A 19,595-nucleotide genomic window follows, 5' to 3' on the forward strand; every position below is an offset into this window, starting at 1 on the left:
CAGTCTATCACTTCGGAAAAAACAGATGATTAAATTTTTTAGTTTATCTTTCACTTAAGCTTCCTAAATATGAAGGAGATACATTTATTTACGCAAACGTTCCACGTCACGAGCAATCATTAACTCTTCATCTGTAGGGATAACTAGTACTTTGACTTTTGATTCTTTCGTTGAAATGTCTAATTCTTCGCCACGTCGTTGATTCATTTCAGAGTCAATTTCACAACCAAACCATGACATTTTCTTAATGATTTCGCTACGAACATGTCCGTCATTTTCACCAATACCAGCAGTGAAAACAATCGCATCTACTCCGTTCATCGTAGTGACATATCCACCAATGTATTTACGGATACGATCGACAAAAATCTCATATGCCAAGTGAATATTCTCTTGCTCGTAGTTTTTCTCAAGGTCGCGCATATCACTTGATAAACCTGTCAATCCTAGCAAACCAGATTTTTTATTTAAAATGTTGACCATTTCATCAATACTGATTTCTAACTTATCCATTAAATAAGGTAAAATAGCTGGGTCAACATCTCCCGAACGAGTACCCATTGTTACTCCTGCAAGCGGCGTGAATCCCATAGAAGTATCTATAGACTTTCCACCATCTACAGCAGTAATCGAAGCACCGTTTCCCAAATGGCAAGTAATCAATTTTAATTGCTCAATTGGTTTCCCTAGTAATTTAGCTGCACGTTCTGATACATAACGATGACTTGTACCATGGAAACCATATTTTCTTACTTTAAAATCTTCGTAGTAAGAAATAGGCAAGCTATACAAGTAATTGTGTTTTGGCATCGTTGCATGAAAAGACGTATCAAAAACCGCAACGCTTAGAATATTAGGCAAGATTTTTTTGAATGCTTTGATTCCCATCAAGTTAGCTGGATTATGCAGTGGGGCAAACTCTGCCAATGCTTCAATTCGTTTCATTACCTCTTCATCCACTACAACTGAATCATTGTATGTTTCTCCGCCATGTACCACTCGATGTCCAACACCTGTGATTTCACCATATGAGCTTAGTATTTTTAATTCAATTAAATAATCTAAAAGCATTTTTACTGCTATTTCATGATCATTAATATCCATAATTTGCTCGAATTTTTGATCTTCACCATATTTAATAGTAAAAATTGAATCTTTTAAACCGATCCTTTCAACAATTCCTTTAGCAATTACTATTTCTTCTGGCATTTGATATAACTGCCATTTTAAACTTGAACTTCCAGCATTGATTGCAATTGTTTTAGACATATTATTCTCCTTATTGATAAATGATTAAAAAGAGGCCGATCTCCATGTTTCAAATTCTTTAAAAAATTCGGTCACTTTTTCTGGTTTTTTTAATGAATCAAGTTCGACAAGCAATACTTCTTGTACTTGTTTTGCATTTTTTCCTTTTTTTTGTAAAATCAGAATACTTTTTTGTGATTGCTTCGTACGGAATAGTTCATCTGGTAATTGGATCATTCCTTGGAGATAGCCTTCTTCTTTAAACCATCTTTTGACGTCTTCACTTTGTTTTGTTTCTAAAAAATTACTTGGCATTAAAAATAATCCGAATCCATCTGATTTGACATATTTCATTGCCTGTTCTAACAACAGATGATGTGCATAACTATGACCCTTTGCAGTGCTTGTTAAAAATTCTTTTGCTTTTTGATCATTCGGATAATAGCCAATCGGCAAATCACTAACCGCAACGTCAACTGGATCAACCAGCAAATCTTGTAATCCATCTTGATGAAAATATTGAACATTTGCTTGAGTCAACTCACTTGTTGAAGCAGCGACTGCTAGCAACGTCTCATCAATATCCACACCTAAGCCTTCCACTTGATATCCTGTATTCATCAGATTTAAAAGAATTGTTACTAACAAATTGCCCATGCCTGCTGCGATATCTAAAATCCTAATTGGTTCCTTTTTATTTGTATACAGTTGTTCAATTAAAAAAACAAATAAAAAGCCAATACTATCTGGAGTAAGTTGATGATTTGGTTGAAGAGGTTCGATTTGACTACCTTTTAGTAATAATAACTGAGACAAACGACGCCATTCTTCTGATTCAAAAGATAATTGTCTGAGTTCTTGATACAAATTGGAAATTTGTTTAGCGACCTCTTCAGTGGGTATTCCATCTACCACACGTACTCGATAGTTATCAATTAAGTTTTCAGTGTTTTCGATATAAGCTTCTAAAAAGGAAGTTCTCAGTGCATTTTGTAAAAGCTGAATTGCTTTTAGATTTTGTTCAAACCCTTGTTCCATTTTTTCTGGTAACATGGTGTGCCTCATTTCTAGATATATTATAACAATTATTTTACCTGTTTAATTTTAACGAACAATGAACAAAATTTCAATCGTTTTCACACTTTTTTTATTTGTGAATTAGCAAACAGAAATTAGACAAAATTATTGATACAACAGAAAAGAGAACATTTTCACAGATTTATCCTTTTACTGCATGTCTGTACTATTATTGATTTTTTCGGTAAATTTAAATAGGTGGGATTTAATGGTTATCTCTATCGTTAACTGCTTGTCTACCTTTTTATAGTAAACCTTTCCTAAAGTATACTGAAAACTACCACTTTTTTTTAATCCTTTACATTCAGATAGAAACATTTGTTTCATTATTTTTGCTAAATAATAATTTTTCGTACGTTGATTCATATCAACAGACAAACGATATGTGGTTATTACTAAACACAACAAAGAATGACAAACTAAAAATAAAACAAGAGTGGAAAGTAAAACGTTCCCTCTATATAATCGCTTACGTTGGTGGTTTAGTCCAGATTCCTTCATTTTTTTCCCCATTTTCAAATTCAATTAAAAAAGTGATTGCTGTAATATCTTCTTTGACTTTCCATTTTCTCACGTGAGTCAGCATTGGTTGATGTCCTCCAGATATCTCACGTTTACGAATCATATTTTGATAGTGTTCAAATAGATACGTTTTATTACCTATTTTGTAGTAAATTTGGTTTTCTTTAATCACTGTACTTGTTCCTTTTTTGACTTCTTCTTCAAATTGAGCCAGAAAAATCAACCACTCTTTTTGATCTTTTCTTCGCAGATACTGTTCTACTTTAGTAGTTTGGTTAATCAAAAGGTTTACAGAAAGTAAAATAGCAGATAAAATAACAAGTGAAATAAGGCATTCAATCAATGTAAAAGCATTTTTATTCTGATATTTTTGCAATTTCTATCACTTTTTCTCCTTCTGTAATCTTAACTTTTTGAATTTTTTCCTTCTTTGTTATTAATATTGTCTGACTTTTTGGCCCTTCTATGATTCTTGTAGGTAGCGTATGATAGATTCGATATGTTTTTACATCCTCGTAGAGTTTACGAAGTAACAAGATTTCCTGATTACTGTGTTTTTCTGCTTTTAGCAAATACATATTTCCATAACTCACAAAGAAAATACAAGATAGTGTAATAAACAAAGCCATTAAGGTTTCTAAAAGCACAAAACTATTTTTATTTGATTTTTTTAATATAATGTCCACTTCCCATTTGGAATTGATAAATAATTGTTTGCTTTTTCATCTTCCAATAAAACTGATAGGCTTTTAATGTACTTTCATTTCCAGTTTTGGCCGAAAAAGAAATGGGTTCCATCTTTTTTACTTCAATTTCAAATGGTATTTTTAAGATCGACCAATTAATATTTGTCTTTGGTACATCAAAAACAATTTGATTACATTTTTGATCATAGAAAATTGAAGTTAGCTGTTGACTCACGATAGCTATTTTTTGCGTAGCATATATTCTCTGATCAAGTTGATTAAAAAATTGATCAATTACCATTCTTTGTTGCCAAGAAGAGATAGAAAAAATAGGAAACATAAACATTCCTAAAACAATAGTTAACACAAACAACGTTTCTAGCAATGTGTATCCTACAAAAACAAACGCTTTATTTTTTGTTATAAGCATCTGCGTGCTCCTGCTTGATATATCCTTCTTTTAATAGTTCAGAAATCGTTGGCACTTTTCCATTATTTTGTAAAGAATAGAGTTCTTTTTGAGCATCAACCAACTGTAAAACAGCTTGTCTACCTTCTTTATTTACATGGTCGCGATAACGTGAAATATTAGGAATAAACAAAAGGACTAACGCACTGATCACTAACAAGACAATCAGCATTTCTATCAAGGTAAACCCTTTAAAATTTGTTGCATGTTTTATGCTTTTCTTACTCCTTCTTTTCATAGTAGAACCTCCTCAATATTGCTATAAACTGGCAACAAAATAGCTGCATAAATCAATAAAATCAACCCAGCAATTCCTAAAAAAAGGATAGGCTGCAACCAATGGAGCCAGCGATTAATTTTTTGAAAAAATTGTTGTCTTGATAAGGTACTATAAAACAAAAGCTCTTTACCTAAGTTTCCTTTAGCTTCTCCTTGTAAAATAATTTGACTAAATTCTTCTGTTAAAAATGAATAAATTTGAAATTGTTTAGCTAAGGGAATCCCCATTTCTAATCCTTTGGTCAAACGAAAAGCTAATAGTTGAATCAGACTTCCTTGTTTTGTTTCTTTTAAACAAAGAATAATGTGCTGCAACTCTAATCCTTCATAGAATAATTTTCCAAATTCTAAAGCAATATAAGCAGACTGATAAAGAGAAAAAAATGGTCCCAACCATCGTATACTACTAAGCCACACGCTTTTTTGAATAGCATCCATTTTCATCATCCTTATTTTTATGAAAAGAAATACTAATATAGCCACGATTAACCCGCTTAATCCATACCAATGAAACGCTTGAAGAAATCGTATACCCCAATGAGATTCCATAACCATTTCAGTAGTGAGTAATTGTGGCAAAATAAATTGTTTCAAAGCAACTAAAATTCCTAATAAAAACAGAAACAAGATACATGGATAACTAATTAACTTTTTTACTTCTTTTCGAAATTCTTCAACTAATCGAAATTGTTCAGCCATTCCTTCTAACGTTTTTATTAAATTCCCATGAGTCTCTGCTAACTCGACTTGAACTAGCTTTTCTTGAGTAAACCCCATGATTTGCAAAACATCATAAAAAGAATGTCCTCCTTGCAGTAAACGTTTTCCTTTTTTCAAGTAAAAATGGGGAATACAATTAATTTTTAATAAAATATCGGTAGCTTCTTGAATACTAAAACCGTTAGCAAGTAGTTCACCGATTAGTTGGATATACTTTGCTTGATAACTAAGAGACATCTTTTTAAAAAGGGCGTGATCGCCATTGATTATTTTGCGCTTCTTCATAGCTGTATTCCCAGCCTTTCTTTTCAAAACCGTTATACATAAAGTTATACCCCCACAGTACTGCTGAAGATTGCGTATAGTCTAAAAGAATTTCTTGATAAACTACACCTGATAAACATTCGCATAACTCTTCTTTTCTACCAATCAATTCAATCATTCTTGCTTCTGTTGCGTTTAAATGACGTGCATGAACAGTGGCAAAAACTCGATGACCAGTTAAAGCCGCTCGTATAGCTATCTGCGCCGTTTTTTGATCTCTAATTTCTCCTATAATTAATAAATCTGGTCGATGACGCAGTGCAAGTTTTAATAATTGATCGTAAGTCTGTTGAATTTTTTCGTTTACTTGCAGTTGCAAAAATGACATTTCTTCAATTTCTACAGGGTCTTCAATTGTGATCACTTGTAGTTCTTCTTCTTGTGCTAAATAATACATTAGCGATGTTTTTCCTGATCCAACCGGTCCGCTGAATAAATAAAGTCCTCTTTTTTTAGTACGTTCACTGATCAATTGCAAATCCGTGGAAGAAAAACAACGAAAATATTTTTCAGACAAATCATACAATAACCGGATAACTAAACTTTCTCTTTGAAGATAATCTCCTACTGAAGACAATCTCAATCTAACTTCTCGTTCATTAAAAATATACGTCAATGAACCTAACTGTGCTTTTCGTTTTTCACCAATATCCATCTTTCCTAAATATTTAAATCGTGAAATCAACTGTTGCCCTATTTCGAGCAGGAGTTCTTTGTGAAATGTTCGTTTTTTACTATAACGAAAATAAATTTTAAATTTATTTTTATAAGGTAATATATAGATATCTTGCACATTATCTTTAAAACTTTCTCTAATAAGATCATCTGAAATCTTTTTTATATCCATCTTATCCCCTCCATAAAAAACATACGTATTTTTCTAATTATCATTTTATTTTTTATTAATTAAAAAATAAAAAATCGCCAAAAGTGTATCTATGTTACACTATTAAAAATTTGCTTTGGAGGAAATATTAATGAACTCATTATTAAAAAAACACATCTTAGTGGCTGGAAAAAAACAACTAGCAGATTTAGTCATTAAACATGCCAAAATTATTAATGTTTTTACAAAAGAAATTACAAAAGGAGACGTAGCAATCTGTGATGGAAAAATTGTAGGAATCGGTCAATATGAAGGTAAAGAAACCTATGACGCTAAAAATCAATACCTAGTACCAGGATTTATTGATGGGCACGTTCATATCGAAAGTTCACTCTTGTGTCCAAAGGAATTTGCTAAAATTTCTTTACTGCACGGTGTTACTTCTGTCATTACTGACCCTCATGAGATTGGAAATGTCGCAGGAAGCGCTGGACTTAATTTTATGATTGAAGATGCTAAAAATGTTCCAATGAATATTTTCTTCATGCTACCTTCTTGTGTTCCTGTGACTCCATTTGAAACAAATGGAGCATCATTAGATGCACAATCATTTCTTCCTTTTCTTAAACACCCAAAAGTTTTAGGTTTAGCAGAAGTCATGAATTATCAAGCAGTCGCAACTACTGAAGAAAGTATCATGAATAAGCTACTGTTGATGCTTGAGAACAACAAAAAAATTGATGGGCACGCTGCCGGAATTAACGGAGAAGAGTTAAATGTTTACCTAACAGCTGGTATAAAAACAGATCATGAAGCAACATCGGCGGCACAAGCAAAAGAACGGTTAGATTTAGGAATGTATTTAATGGTTCGAGAAGGAACGGTTGCAAAAGATCTTAAGGCACTTCTGCCGGCTATCACATCAGACAATTCACGACGTTGCTTATTTGTAACAGATGATAAACTTATTGATGATTTGATTTTGGAAGGATCAATTGATCATAACGTGCGTCAAGCCATTCAGTTAGGAATGGATCCTTTACAAGCTATTCAAATGGCCACTTTAAATGCCGCTGAATGTTTTGACTTAAAAAATTTAGGTGCTATTGCTCCTGGTTATCAAGCAGATTTCTTTTTAACAGATGATTTAGCTAAGTTGTCAATTAAAGATGTCTTTGTTAAAGGAAAAATTATTGTAAGAAAAAATCAACTAGAAATAGACCAATTTCCTACACAAATAAATTCCTACACAAAAAAGCTGCCAAAAATGAATGTTCAGCCATTAACACTCCAATCATTTACCTTACCGTTAGTTTCTGAAAAAGCTCATATCATTGAAATTATTCCTAACAGTTTATTAACCAATGATCAAATAGAAGAAGTACTCTGTCAAGATGGAAAGTTTCTTCCTTCTGTCGAAAAAGATCAGTTAAAAATCGCCGTTATTGAGCGCCATCACCAAACTGGAAATATCGGAATAGGAATTGTCAAAGGATTTCAGTTAAAAAAAGGAGCTCTTGCTACCACCATTTCACACGATTCCCATAATATGGTTGTTGTAGGAACCAATGATGAGGATATGCTTATGGCAGCTAACCGATTGCTTCAAAAAGGAGGTGGAATGATTGTTATTGAAGACGGAAAAGAATTAGCTTGTTTGCCGTTGCCAATCGGTGGGTTAATGTCACAAGAACCTTTTTCAATAGTAAGTGATCAACTGATTGCTTTAACTAAAGAAGCACATAAACTAGGCGTTAGTGAAGCCTTTAATCCATTTTTAACTCTTTCATTTTTAACACTATCCGTAATTCCTGAATTAAAGATCACTGATAAGGGGATATTTTCATTTTCTAAATTTTGTCTGATTGAACCTTCTATTAAATAAGAATAATTATACACATATTAATTTATGAAATTCTGCTCTAAAATCAATGTTCTTCCAATTTTTCATATGAGCAATCAGAGGAACAATATTAAAAAAGCTTTTTTAAATATTTAATAAAAAACGATTGAAAAAAGAAATAAACCTCCCAAAAATTAGACTAAAAAATTTAACTTTTTGAAAGAGGCGTTTCAATTTTTCGATCGTTTTTTATTTTTTCTACTAAAGCATTCTGATTATTTTTTTGTTTTATCTGGAAACTGAACTTCTACTCGATAAATTCTTTCTCCCTTAGAAGAGAACTTTTCTTCATATTCTGTTAAGATATTTCCTTCAAATCCACTTTGATGTAAATCCAACCATACTTGTTTGATAATCATTCCATATTGAGAAAAGCTGGCTAAAGAATACTCAAATAAGCCTTGATTATCTGTTTTAAAATGAATTTCTCCTTTGGGACGCAAAATTTGTTCATCCACGGCTAAAAACGATTGATAAGTTAGCCTACGTTTCTCATGTCTTTTTTTAGGCCATGGATCTGAAAAGTTTAAATAGATTTGATCAATTTCACTGTCTGCAAAATATTCTGTTAATGCCGAACCATCAACATGCAATAACTTTAAATTAGGCAAAGGCTTTTCAATTAACTTATCCAAAGCAATTGATACAACACTGACTTGCATTTCAACACCGATATAATTGATTTCGGGATGTTTTTTTGCCATACCGGTAATAAACCTTCCTTTCCCCATTCCTATTTCAATATGAATGGGGTGAGTATTACCAAATAATTCATTCCACTTACCTTTCCATTTTACTGGATCATTGATTACTAAATTGGGATGCGATGCTACCAATTCTGCAGCACCTGCACGATGACGTACACGCACAAAATCATTCCTTTCCTTGCTAAAAAACCAAGATCAGACAAGTTCTACTTTTCTGATCTTAACTTTAACTAAATATACGACATGAATTGTTTACATGCAGCCTTACCATCTATTTGATGCTTTTTCTCAACCGCTAAAAATTCTTTTCAACTGTAATATTTCTTCATTCATCCTTCGGTGATCTTTTCGCTTGCAGTATCTTGTAATTTCTTGTAAAAGATTCATTGCAGCGTACCAATGTAATTTTTCAAGTATTTCATCATTTGGACGAATCCCATAAGTCACTAGCCATTGATTCCAATTAGATAATGGCACGTAGTTACCCAAAATCGTTGCAATATCTACTGCTGGATCAGCAAACATGATCGAATCCCAATCAACCAGATATAAATAATTTTTACATACTAACCAGTTGCGATGATTCACATCTCCATGTACCACTGCAAAACTTTCTTTGTCCATTTGTGGAAGTTGTTGACGTAAAAAATGATGCACAATTTGTAAAAATTGATTGCTTTTAAGTGTTTCAGGTAATTCAGTTTCATACTTTTGAAGCATTTTTTTTGGCGTCATTATTTTTCCGCCAATCCGTGTTAACATTGTCTTAAGTGAGATGGAATGATGCAGATGATACAATACATCAATCACATCATTTCTTTGACCAATTTCACTGGGAGTTAACAAGCGTCCTTCTAGCCATTCTTGTGCTGTTAGCGTGTCACCATTGCCCGTACGTTTTGTCCATACCAGCTTTGGCGTAATTCCTTCTCGGGATAATGCAGCAAGCATCGGGGTCGTGTTTCGTTTAATAAAGACTTTATCTTCATCACGCATGCCTATGTATGTTTTTCCCGTATCACCTTTGATTGGGCGCAAACGCCATTCTTGGTCTAACTGAAACTCCATCATGCATTCTCCCCGTCCTCTTAGCTCTAATGTTTTGCAATACTTATTATTCTAGTCGCCTAGACTTCGAACGTCAAGCACATATACGTTCTTTTTCTATTTATTCTCTTCATGCAAAGTACCTTTTATCAAAAAAACGAGAGAAAAGCATACTTGCTTTATTCTCTCGTTTTTCGTTCTTTTTGATATTAGTCAAGCATTTTTTTTAGTCGATTAGGTATATAAACTTTGATAAATAAGTTGACGATGAGCAAATAGCTAACTAACGGAATCAGTCTCTCTAAACCACTTAATACGACTCCTCCAATTAATCCAAAAATAACTGCTGAAATTATTAATAGCCAAAACAATAACTTTTGAATTGCTTGTTTTTTTTGCTCATTATTTATTGGATAAAGCTGCACAAGTATCATATATCGAAATTGATTGTATAAAGGAAGTAACTGAAATCCTATAAGATAGATAAACAATGCACCAACAGTTGTTATAAAATAAACATCCTTCATTCCTGCTAACAATATTCCTCCAATTAACAACAGTCGCAAAAAGAGACCGCTGAAATCGGAACTCCTAACAAATCTTCTGACATAAAGATAGAAATAAACATTTTCTGAATTTTTCTTTATTATTTTTTGCAAAAGCGGATCCAAATAACTTCTTCGTTTTACTTTAGATACTATCTCCGGAACGTCAGTGAAAAGATTGATAAATTGATAGATTTGATGTAACCGCTGTGCTTCTGTTCTCACCATTTTTCCCCAATCCAAGCGATGAGCCATCTTCTTCCATAAAAAGAAATAAAAAATCTCTATTTGCACAAATGCACCTAATAAACTAACCCAAATCCATCCATAAACAGAAATGAATAAAAGCAAAAAAGTAGAAATTCCCCAAAAAAATTTCCATAACATTAATTCTTTTTTTTCTATACGAAAAAGTTCCGTTCGTTTTACTTGAAGCTGACTGCCCTTTAAACACCATAAAATAAGCAAGTAAACAAAATAATAAGAAAAAGATTGCCCTGTGGTGACTACAACTAGTGGCATTGAAAAACCACAAGCTAACCCTAAGAATAAAAAAGGAAAAATCAATGAATGTCGAAACGCTTGTTGTAAATATCCATGTAATTCTTTTTCTTTAGGTAATAAAAAGACGATATCTGCTGCTTGAGTAAATGTTGCAAATTTACCAAAAAACAAGCAAATAAACCAAAAAATAGAAAGAATAATTCCCCCCATTTGAAAAGGTGAAATCAATGTTTTTAACCAATTTGAATAATAAAATCCTACTCCTCCGCTTAAAAATAAGCAAACCAATACAAAATGATCATTTAGTACATACCGCAAATACTTCATCATTTTTTTATGGTGTTTGGTTAAACGTAAGTGAAAAAAATTATTCATGAGCTTGCTCCTTTGTCAAAGAAATATAAATCTCATCTAATGAAGCATCTGGCAATTGAAATTCCTTCTGTAATTCGTCTAATGTGCCATTGGCCCGAATTTTCCCGTTATGCAAAACAACAAAACGATCACAATATTTTTCTGCCGTTGCTAAGATATGGGTAGACATCAAGATACCTGAGCCTTCTTTTTTCATTTCTACCATTAATCCTAACAAAGCATTGATGGCTAAGGGATCTAAACCTAAAAAAGGTTCATCAATAATATATAAAGAAGGCTCAACCAAAAATGCGCATAGGATCATCACCTTTTGCTTCATGCCTTTTGAAAAGTTCACCGGTAACCATTCTAAGCGGTTTTCTAAACGAAAAGTATGTAAAAGTTTTTCTGCTCTTTTCATAGCTACCTCTATTGGAATGTCATAAGCCATTGCAGTAACTTCGATGTGTTCCTTTAACGTAAGTTCTTCATATAAAGAAGGCGTTTCAGGAATATAGCCGATTTGCTTTCTGTACTCTTCTGTATTCTTTTTTAAACTTAGATTATTGATTGTTATATTTCCTTTTTTTTGTTCTAAAAGTCCGATGATGTGTTTAATCGTCGTACTTTTACCGGCTCCGTTCAAACCAATCAATCCAACCATTTCACCAGCTTTCACCTGAAAACTAATATCTTTTAAAACAGGTAAATGTCCATAACCACCTGTTACATGTTCAACAATCAAACTCATAAAATTTCCTCCATAGCTATACTGTCTTTATTATACCATGAAGAAAAAAAAATCAATTTATTTTTTTCATACAAATCTTTAAACATATGTTAAAGTTAATTAAACAAGTATTTTTATGGAAAGGAAGATCCACATGGAAAACTGTATTTTTTGCAAAATCATCAATCAAGAAATCCCTAGTTATAAAATTTATGAAGACGAAATAGTTTATGCCTTTTTAGATATTTCTCAAACAACCAAAGGACATACGCTGATTATCCCCAAAAAACATGTTTCTGATATCTTCGAGTATAGTGAGCCATTGGCTGGTGCTGTTTTTTCCCGCATTCCCAAAATCGCTCGTTCCCTTGAGCAAGCATTTCCTAACATGCAAGGATTAAACATTTTAAATAATAATCGAGAGTTAGCTTATCAATCCGTTTTTCATTCGCATGTTCATTTAGTGCCACGCTACAGCAACAAAGATGATTTTTCCATTCATTTTGGTAATCATCAAACAGAATACGCCTCTGAAGAGTTTAAAGACATTCAGCGAAAAATTAAAGAGCAGGTGAATAAAGTTGATTAAAAATTTCTTAAAAGGTCTTCTTTTTGGTACTACCGTTGGCACAATTTCTGGGTTACTATTCGTTCCTAGAAGCGGAAATGATACAAGAAAAAAACTAATTACTGAATTAGAGGAAGCAACAAAATTAACCAACGAATTAAATAACAGTCTTCATCATTTTAAAAAGGCAATAATTGAAACCAAAAAAACAGCTAGAAGTGTCATACCAGTCTTTGAAGAGTCAATGAAAAAAGAGATTGAAGATTTTAAATTTCAAACAGAACCACGTGTTGCACAAATTCAAGAACAAGTGGACAAACTCAAAAATGTATTATCGAAAGATGAGCGGTAATGCAACATTTTTAATTTAAATTTTATTATTTTATTAACTGAATATGACTAAATTTTGAATTTTATTTGAAAGTATCACAAGAACGTTTTTATTGGTAATTAGATATGGTATAGTTATAGATGTAAGAATAATAATAAAACACAGGAGAAAAATTTTAATGAAAAAGGAAAAAATAATTTTAGCTGCAACTAGTGCTTTAGCTGTTTTAGCATTGGCTGCTTGTTCAGGAAGTACAAACAAAGATATAGCAACAATGAAAGGCGGAACAATCACTGTTTCAGATTTTTATAATGAAGCAAAAAATACTAGCAACAACCAACAATTGGTTCAAAATATGATTGTTTTTAAAGCCTTTGGAAATAAGTACGGCGATAAAGTCAGTGAAAAAGAGGTTAATGCCGAATATAAGAAAAATGAAAAAATGTATGGAGATTCATTTAAATCTCAGTTAGCAGCAGCAGGATACACAGAAGATTCTTATAAACAATTAATTAGAGATAACTTAGTATTTACGGCTGGTCTAAAAGCTAACGTCAAAATTACAAACGAAGATTTAAAAACCGCTTGGAAAACTTTTCATCCAGAAGTTGAAGCACAAATCATTAAATTAAGCAGTGAAGATGAAGCGAAAAAAGTGAAAAAATCTGCTGATGATGGTGCTGATTTTACTAAATTGGCAAAAGAAAAATCAACAGATTCTGATACTAAAGATGACGGTGGAAAAGTAAAATTTGATTCTGAAACAAAAACTATCCCTAATGAAGTGAAAGAAGCAGCTTTCAAATTGAAAGATGGTCAAATATCTAATGTCATTTCCACTACAAATACTACTACATATGCGACTGATTATTATGTAGTAAAAATGATTAAAAATCAAAGCAAAGGCGATGATATGAACAAATATAAAAAGGAACTGGAACAAATTGCTACAGATACACAAGTAGCCAATCGAGATTTCCAAAAAGAAATAATTGCAAAAGTATTAAAAGAAGAAAACGTTAAAATCAAAGACGATGCCTTTAAAGCTATATTAAGCACCTTTAATACAGAACAATCTAATACAAAAGCATCCGGTTCTAAAACAAACTCTTCTGAGACAAAAACATCCGATTCATCAAGTAAATAAATTAAAGAGACTGGATCAAAATTTGTTCCAGTCTCTTTATCTCTTCTAAAAATAAAATATAGTTGAATACCTAAAATTTAAAATTCACTTTTTAACATAGCATTTTTCGGCATTTCCAGTTTCTAATTCTTATAGATAAGCTAATAATTATCATCTGTTTAACTCTAGTTTTACTATAACCATTTAATCTTTTGAAATTGTGCTTTTCTCCAAACTTTTATCTTCTTACATTTTAATAACTAATTCGACTCATCAATGTAACAATCATTGCAAACATCATAAAAATACAACTAAACACGCCTGTAGTAGTCAAAGTGATCAAAACGAATTTAGATTTATTTCTCATTATATAAGCAAAATACAATAAACTTATTGAGAAAAATAATCCAATTAACCAAAAAAATAACAGTTCTCTTCGATCACTAAGAGATTCAAAATATTGACTCATTAATCACTTCCTCCTTCTATAAAGCGTTTCCCACACTGAGTATAGTACATGATTGACCCACTTATCAATAGCAAAAATAGAACTGGCAAATACACGTAGTTCAGAAAAGTTTCTTTACTAAACTACGTGTATTGCTTATATATTTTTCGGTACATAAAAGCTGCGATTGTCCATACCAAAAATACGTTCCGTATATTTTCCTGGTTCAGTTTGTTTTATAGAAGTCAACATCATTTGCAAAGAAGCATCCAACGTATCAATTTGATGAAGCACTTCTGCTTCTATTATACGCGGTCGCACAGGAGAACCATATTCTAATAAACCATGATGTGCCAATACCATATGTTTCAATACTAGAACATCTTCATCTGCTTCATTGATTTTTAAAGCAAGACATGCTTTAGTAATTTCTTCATCTACTAAAACTAAATGTCCCACTAAATTACCTGCTAAGGTGTACTCTGTACTCATCGGGCCCGATAACTCAATCACTTTTCCCAGATCATGTAAAATGATACCAGCATACAGTAGCGAACGATTTAGTTCCGGATATTCATCCGCAATAGCTGTTCCTAAATGTAACATTGTTAATGTATGATAGGCTAAACCACTCGTATATGCATGATGGTTACGTTTAGCCGCTGGAAATTCAAAAAATTGTTTTTGATATTTATTTAACAAATAACGAACAATACGATTCCAATGAGCATTTGTAATTTCAAATAATAATTGACTAATCGCCTCTTCCATTTCTTCTTTTTTCAATGGTGCTTTTTCCATATAAAGATTTGGTTCATTCGGTTCATCCATTTTGGCGACTCGCATATGAAAAATCTTCACTTGTGGATTTCCTTGATAAACTTCTCTCTTTCCACTTAAAAAAACAACTGTACCAGCGGTAAATCTTTTAATCTCCTCTTCTGAAGCATCCCAATATTTACCATCAACGCTCCCAGATGCATCCTGAAAAGTAAATGCAATAAATTTTTTACCATTCTTAGCAATCCTAACATCAGCATTTTTAATTAAAACAAACAATTCAAATTGCTCATCTATAACTAATTCACGAATTTTTTTCATTATTTACTCCCTTTAATCTATTCACAGATTGTTGTAGTTCTTGATAATAGCTTACCATTTCTTGGTCAGAAGAAAAACAAATAACTTGATAATTTTGACTAAATTCAGCCAAAAGTTTAGCTAATTGATATTTTCGTTGATGATCGTAATGTAGCCAACCATCATCAATGATAATTGGACAAATAACACGCTGTGATTCTAAGGACAGATAAGCAAATCTCATGGCCATGATCAATTGATCTTTAGTACCAGTAGATAGTTCATAAATAGGAAAATCAGTAATACCGTCAGTTAAGGTTAATGTATTATTTATTAATGAAACGTTCTGATAGTTATGGTGAGTTAAAATTTCTAAATAATAGCCAGCAGCTTTTAATAGCTGAGGTAATTGGCGTTCACTCATTTCAGTGGAAATGTCCCCTAAGAAAGTGGCTGCCACCATTAAACCGCCCCATTGCTCAAATAATAGCTGAAGCTGTGTTTTTAATAAACTTGCTTCTTGATACAATTCATCTAGCGTACCGTCTTTTTGCAATTCTTCAACCTGTATTTTTAACCGTTGTCGCTGCTCGATTATTTCTTGTTCTTCCAGTTGATAATGACGTTGTTTTTCTTGATAATTGGATAACCCAGTATTCAATTGTTCATAGGTTTGCTTTTTAGGAAAGAGCGGAGCTAATTGTGCATCTAATTCCTTTAACCGGCGTAGTTGTATTTTTGTTTGTTTCGCTTTTTGTAAATACGCTGGTACTTCAGAGGGATAAGTAAGTTCTGCTTGCTTTAATTCTTTACTGTAATCCAACAATAAAACTTTTTGTTTCTTTTTTAACTGGTTAATTTCTTGTTTCAATAATGTATTTTGTTGGTAGCTTCTAGCAAATTTCAGTTGCTCCATTTCTTGAATAAAATTGGATAAAAGCATCATTTTTTCAATTATTTTCTTATCTTGTAATGGTAACCAATCTTTCATTACTTCAAACTGACGATCAAATTCAACTAATTTGTGTTGAATTTGATTTGTTCGTTCTTGCTTTTTTAGTAGCTGTTCGTATAAATTTTGATAGTCGGATACTTCTTGTCCGTATTCTTTCATTGTTTCTAACGTATCCATTGTTCCTAAATGAAAAGCCGCTGAAAATTCCAGTACTTGCTTTTGTAATCTTTGTTGCTCATTGGTAATATTTTGTTTACTTTGGTTGATTTCTTCTATTTGCAAAAGTACATTATCTAATTGGCCTAATTTTTCTTGCCACATTCCTTTAATTTCTAATAAAGTACTTTTTTTCCCATTGATATCTTTGCCACGGTAAATTTGATAGCCTATTATTCCCAATACTATTGTAAAAAACGCAATTTTCCAAGGCATTGGAATAAGTAAACTTAAAACAAAAAATAAACTTATAAGAATATATAACGGCATTTTTTGTATTGGTTGAGCCTTTGATTTATTTGTCTGCAATAATTCAGGATAGGTATTTTCTATTTTATTGACTTCTTCTTCAAGTATGTGTTGTTGTTCAAAGACTAGTTCTGCCCTAATCATCAATTGGCTCATATGATCATTTAACAATTGATTGTCTGAAAATAGCTGTTGCCATTCACTTCTGTGAAAAAATTCTTGTGGTGTTTGTGTTCTTTGCCAATGCCAACGCTGTTCTAAAATTTTTAACTCCGATTCAATTTCTCTTCTTTCAACTTGAAGCCTTTGCCATTCATTTACCCAATTTTCAATTGATGATTGCTGATTTTGTAATTCTTTTAAAACCTGTTCTTGTTCTAAGTAAAAATAATATCTTGCTGATTGTTGATCCATGCCACTATGCTTTTCCAAAGTAGCCTCTAATTCATCCAGACGCTCTGCCATTTGTTGATAACGTTTGATAAATTCTCCCAAATCTGACAGCAACGTCTCTTCAGGAACTTGAGATAACGTATTGACTTTAAGCTCTTGCCATTCTTCATACAATGAATAGTTTAATTTTTGCTGTTTAATATGGAAAATCTTTCTATTTATTTTTTTTAATTTCTTCTGTACGATCGCTTGCTTTTGCTCATAGTTTTGTTCTTGCTGAACAAGCTGACTAAAAAAAGATTCTTGTTTTTGCTTTTGTCTTACTTTTTCTTGAAGATTCTTCCATTCATTCAGTTTTTGATTGATAATTAGCTTTTGACCTTTTTTCTTGAAAAGCTGTTGGGCTTTTTGATAATAATTCTGCCTCTTTTGAAAAACATGAGAACTTCCTGTAATTCCTAAGGAAATCAATGCGTCATGTAATTCTTTTTCACGCAAATGATCTAACTCAGTTAATTGCTCTTGTTGAAAAGTAAAAACCTGTTGAAATAAATCTTTTGATAACGGTGAAAGTAGTTTTTCTAATAACTCATCACCGCCTACTTGCCCCTTAAATAGTACTTTAGCCTTTCCTCTATTTTGTTGCTTATAACGCTCTACAATAATTTCTCCATGAACAGAATGTTCAAGCCAAATTTTTCCGCCGTAAGCTGCTCCATCTTTAGGCATGTAATCTTTTTTTTTCTTTCCTTTTGAAGGGAAGCCAAATAGCATAGCTTGTATAAATTGATAAATAGTTGACTTTCCTGCCTCATTTTCGCCATAAATCAATTGATTTCCTGATATAAAATGAAACGTCTGTTGTCTCCATTTACCAAATGCAGCAATTTCAATTCGTAGGATTTTCATACATTTTCCTCCTCGAATATAAAATCTTGCTTTAAGATTTCTCTTGCTCTGTTTAAAGTTCGTTCTTGATAATCTGGAAAATCGTGCAGCAATCGTACAGCATCTGAATGATTGTATATTTCGCTTAAAATTTGATGAAAATCTTCACTTATATGGTAAGACTCAATAATTTGCTCAACTAATGCATGGGAAACGTTTAGCGGTACACGATTTGTAAACTCTTCATTCTTAATGGATATACGCCAAATAAGCAGATTCGATGAACGAGAAACTAGAATTTCCATTAGATATTCTAATAATTCTCCTGATTGGACTCGTTCAATTACTTCTTGATTTAAGTGATGATAGTTTGTTACTTTTATATCTAATAAAGTCACTTTTGGTATTTCTTCATTTAAATGTTTGCCAATGATCTGTAAAACATCTTGAGTCGTTTGTGTTTGTCTTAAAGAAATTGTTACTGTTTCCCAATAAATTTCTGCTACTTCTAATGATTTTGTTTGACACTCTCCAGGCATTAATTCAACCAATAAAACTGATTTAGAGGACTGTTCTTTTTGTGTATGACCTTGGGGAGCACCCGGATAATTAATCGTACCTTTTTCATTTAAAGTCATTGGTACATGAATATGTCCCAACGCCCAATAATCATATCCTTTTTCTTGCATTTTCGAAAGCTGAAATGGCGCATAATTGCCATTTTTCTCTTCCCCTACTTCACCATGATAAATCCCAACATGATAATCAACTGAATTACGTAAAGGAAATTCGACAACTTTATCATTAGAAATCCACCGGTGTTGATAACTAAAACCACTAATTGCAATCGTTTCTCCTGCTTTAGTTATTGTCTCTTTCGTTTCAACTTTTTCAGAAACGAATAGATGAACATTTTCTGGGAATGTAAACCAGTAACGCTCTTTTTGATAATAATCATGATTACCAAATATCATATATAGATGAATATTTTTTTCATTCAATCGTTGCATTTGATCAAAAAAATGTTTCTGCATTTTTAATGAAGGTCGATTTTGATGAAAGCTATCTCCCGCAAATAAAATAAAATCAACATCATTTATAATTGCTTCTTCTATGATATTAGATAAAACTTTCAAATTTGCTTCTAATAATTTTTCCTGCACCTGCTTATCCAAATTTATCAACCCTTCAAATGATCGATCCATATGTAAATCAGCCGCATGGATAAATTTCACCATCAAAAATCCTCCTTAAATTCAAGTCTAGACTAATTTTTAAATTTCTAACTCTTTTATCTTACCATTTTCAATCTTTTTTTTCATTAAAAAACGAAAATTTGTTCGTATTTTAAAAAAACATTGAATCATTTGTATAAAAAAAGCAGATGAATTAAATTCATC

21 protein-coding genes are annotated in these 19,595 nt (G+C 32.1%); 4 read left to right on the forward strand and 17 right to left on the reverse strand.

Annotated features, from left to right (window positions below; all coding sequences use genetic code 11):
- Window positions 1-84: 84 nt before the first annotated feature.
- The 9 genes from RV14_RS10785 to comGA all read right to left on the reverse strand — a co-directional run bounded on the left by RV14_RS10785 (window position 85) and on the right by comGA (window position 6,172).
- Window positions 85-1,269: an acetate/propionate family kinase gene (locus RV14_RS10785; RefSeq protein ID WP_071856263.1), complete on the reverse strand. Its 1,185-nt coding sequence runs from the start codon at window positions 1,267-1,269 to the stop codon at window positions 85-87.
- Window positions 1,270-1,293: 24 nt separating this feature from the next.
- The gene (locus tag RV14_RS10790) at window positions 1,294-2,301 is read right to left on the reverse strand and encodes a class I SAM-dependent methyltransferase (protein ID WP_071856264.1); all 1,008 of its coding nucleotides are present in this window, start codon (window positions 2,299-2,301) and stop codon (window positions 1,294-1,296) included.
- A gap of 174 nt (window positions 2,302-2,475) precedes the next feature.
- On the reverse strand, window positions 2,476-2,826 hold the full coding sequence (gene comGG / locus RV14_RS12790; protein ID WP_071856265.1) for a competence type IV pilus minor pilin ComGG: 351 nt from the start codon (window positions 2,824-2,826) through the stop codon (window positions 2,476-2,478).
- The gene (gene comGF / locus RV14_RS10800) at window positions 2,795-3,223 is read right to left on the reverse strand and encodes a competence type IV pilus minor pilin ComGF (protein WP_071856266.1); all 429 of its coding nucleotides are present in this window, start codon (window positions 3,221-3,223) and stop codon (window positions 2,795-2,797) included. The genes comGG and comGF overlap by 32 nt, the downstream gene beginning before the upstream one ends.
- Window positions 3,204-3,425, reverse strand: coding sequence for a hypothetical protein (locus RV14_RS10805; protein ID WP_245785505.1), 222 nt, complete (start codon window positions 3,423-3,425; stop codon window positions 3,204-3,206). The genes comGF and RV14_RS10805 overlap by 20 nt, the downstream gene beginning before the upstream one ends.
- 79 nt (window positions 3,426-3,504) lie before the next feature.
- Complete coding sequence (gene comGD, locus RV14_RS10810; RefSeq protein ID WP_071856268.1) at window positions 3,505-3,963, reverse strand: competence type IV pilus minor pilin ComGD; 459 nt, start codon at window positions 3,961-3,963, stop codon at window positions 3,505-3,507.
- Window positions 3,944-4,240: a competence type IV pilus major pilin ComGC gene (gene comGC, locus RV14_RS10815; RefSeq protein ID WP_071856269.1), complete on the reverse strand. Its 297-nt coding sequence runs from the start codon at window positions 4,238-4,240 to the stop codon at window positions 3,944-3,946. Before comGC ends, comGD begins: the two co-directional genes overlap by 20 nt.
- Window positions 4,237-5,286, reverse strand: coding sequence for a competence type IV pilus assembly protein ComGB (gene comGB, locus RV14_RS10820; protein WP_071856270.1), 1,050 nt, complete (start codon window positions 5,284-5,286; stop codon window positions 4,237-4,239). The genes comGC and comGB overlap by 4 nt, the downstream gene beginning before the upstream one ends.
- Window positions 5,243-6,172: a competence type IV pilus ATPase ComGA gene (gene comGA / locus RV14_RS10825; protein WP_071856271.1), complete on the reverse strand. Its 930-nt coding sequence runs from the start codon at window positions 6,170-6,172 to the stop codon at window positions 5,243-5,245. The genes comGB and comGA overlap by 44 nt, the downstream gene beginning before the upstream one ends.
- A gap of 130 nt (window positions 6,173-6,302) precedes the next feature.
- Between comGA and ade the strand changes: the two genes are divergently transcribed.
- Complete coding sequence (ade, locus tag RV14_RS10830) at window positions 6,303-8,036, forward strand: adenine deaminase (protein WP_071856272.1); 1,734 nt, start codon at window positions 6,303-6,305, stop codon at window positions 8,034-8,036.
- Between the two features lie 233 nt (window positions 8,037-8,269).
- Here ade and trmB read toward each other — a convergent pair whose 3' ends face one another.
- The 4 genes from trmB to RV14_RS10850 form a co-directional block, all read right to left on the reverse strand.
- Window positions 8,270-8,923 (reverse strand): tRNA (guanosine(46)-N7)-methyltransferase TrmB, encoded by a 654-nt coding sequence (gene trmB / locus RV14_RS10835; RefSeq protein ID WP_071856273.1) that lies wholly within the window; start codon window positions 8,921-8,923, stop codon window positions 8,270-8,272.
- A gap of 126 nt (window positions 8,924-9,049) precedes the next feature.
- Entirely contained in the window at window positions 9,050-9,832 is a 783-nt protein-coding gene (locus RV14_RS10840) for a phosphotransferase family protein (RefSeq protein WP_174544651.1), read from the reverse strand.
- 185 nt (window positions 9,833-10,017) lie between these two features.
- Window positions 10,018-11,232 carry an ABC transporter permease gene (locus RV14_RS10845; protein ID WP_071856275.1) on the reverse strand — a complete coding sequence of 405 codons (1,215 nt, stop codon included), beginning with the start codon at window positions 11,230-11,232 and terminating at the stop codon, window positions 10,018-10,020.
- Window positions 11,225-11,962, reverse strand: coding sequence for an ABC transporter ATP-binding protein (locus RV14_RS10850; protein ID WP_071856276.1), 738 nt, complete (start codon window positions 11,960-11,962; stop codon window positions 11,225-11,227). Before RV14_RS10850 ends, RV14_RS10845 begins: the two co-directional genes overlap by 8 nt.
- A 133-nt stretch (window positions 11,963-12,095) precedes the next feature.
- On the opposite strand from RV14_RS10850, the gene RV14_RS10855 reads away from it, so the two are divergent.
- The 3 genes from RV14_RS10855 to RV14_RS10865 all read left to right on the forward strand — a co-directional run bounded on the left by RV14_RS10855 (window position 12,096) and on the right by RV14_RS10865 (window position 13,987).
- Window positions 12,096-12,530 (forward strand): HIT family protein, encoded by a 435-nt coding sequence (locus RV14_RS10855; RefSeq protein WP_071856277.1) that lies wholly within the window; start codon window positions 12,096-12,098, stop codon window positions 12,528-12,530.
- A complete protein-coding gene (locus RV14_RS10860) occupies window positions 12,523-12,861 on the forward strand; it encodes a YtxH domain-containing protein (RefSeq protein ID WP_071856278.1) in 339 nt (112 codons plus the stop codon). Before RV14_RS10855 ends, RV14_RS10860 begins: the two co-directional genes overlap by 8 nt.
- Before the next feature lie 157 nt (window positions 12,862-13,018).
- The gene (locus tag RV14_RS10865; protein WP_071856279.1) at window positions 13,019-13,987 is read left to right on the forward strand and encodes a peptidylprolyl isomerase; all 969 of its coding nucleotides are present in this window, start codon (window positions 13,019-13,021) and stop codon (window positions 13,985-13,987) included.
- 232 nt (window positions 13,988-14,219) lie between these two features.
- Here the strand turns inward: RV14_RS10865 and RV14_RS10870 are convergent, their stop codons facing one another.
- The 4 genes from RV14_RS10870 to RV14_RS10885 all read right to left on the reverse strand — a co-directional run bounded on the left by RV14_RS10870 (window position 14,220) and on the right by RV14_RS10885 (window position 19,433).
- Window positions 14,220-14,435, reverse strand: coding sequence for a hypothetical protein (locus RV14_RS10870; protein ID WP_071856280.1), 216 nt, complete (start codon window positions 14,433-14,435; stop codon window positions 14,220-14,222).
- 135 nt (window positions 14,436-14,570) lie between these two features.
- Entirely contained in the window at window positions 14,571-15,515 is a 945-nt protein-coding gene (locus RV14_RS10875; RefSeq protein ID WP_071856281.1) for a 3'-5' exoribonuclease YhaM family protein, read from the reverse strand.
- Window positions 15,499-18,216, reverse strand: a complete 2,718-nt coding sequence (locus RV14_RS10880) for an AAA family ATPase (RefSeq protein WP_071856282.1) — start codon at window positions 18,214-18,216, stop codon at window positions 15,499-15,501. The genes RV14_RS10875 and RV14_RS10880 overlap by 17 nt, the downstream gene beginning before the upstream one ends.
- Window positions 18,213-19,433, reverse strand: coding sequence for a metallophosphoesterase family protein (locus tag RV14_RS10885; RefSeq protein ID WP_071856283.1), 1,221 nt, complete (start codon window positions 19,431-19,433; stop codon window positions 18,213-18,215). Before RV14_RS10885 ends, RV14_RS10880 begins: the two co-directional genes overlap by 4 nt.
- Between the last annotated feature and the right edge of the window lie 162 nt (window positions 19,434-19,595).

It is taken from the genome of Enterococcus ratti (assembly GCF_001886195.1).
GTDB classification, from domain to species: Bacteria; Bacillota; Bacilli; order Lactobacillales; family Enterococcaceae; genus Enterococcus_B; species Enterococcus_B ratti.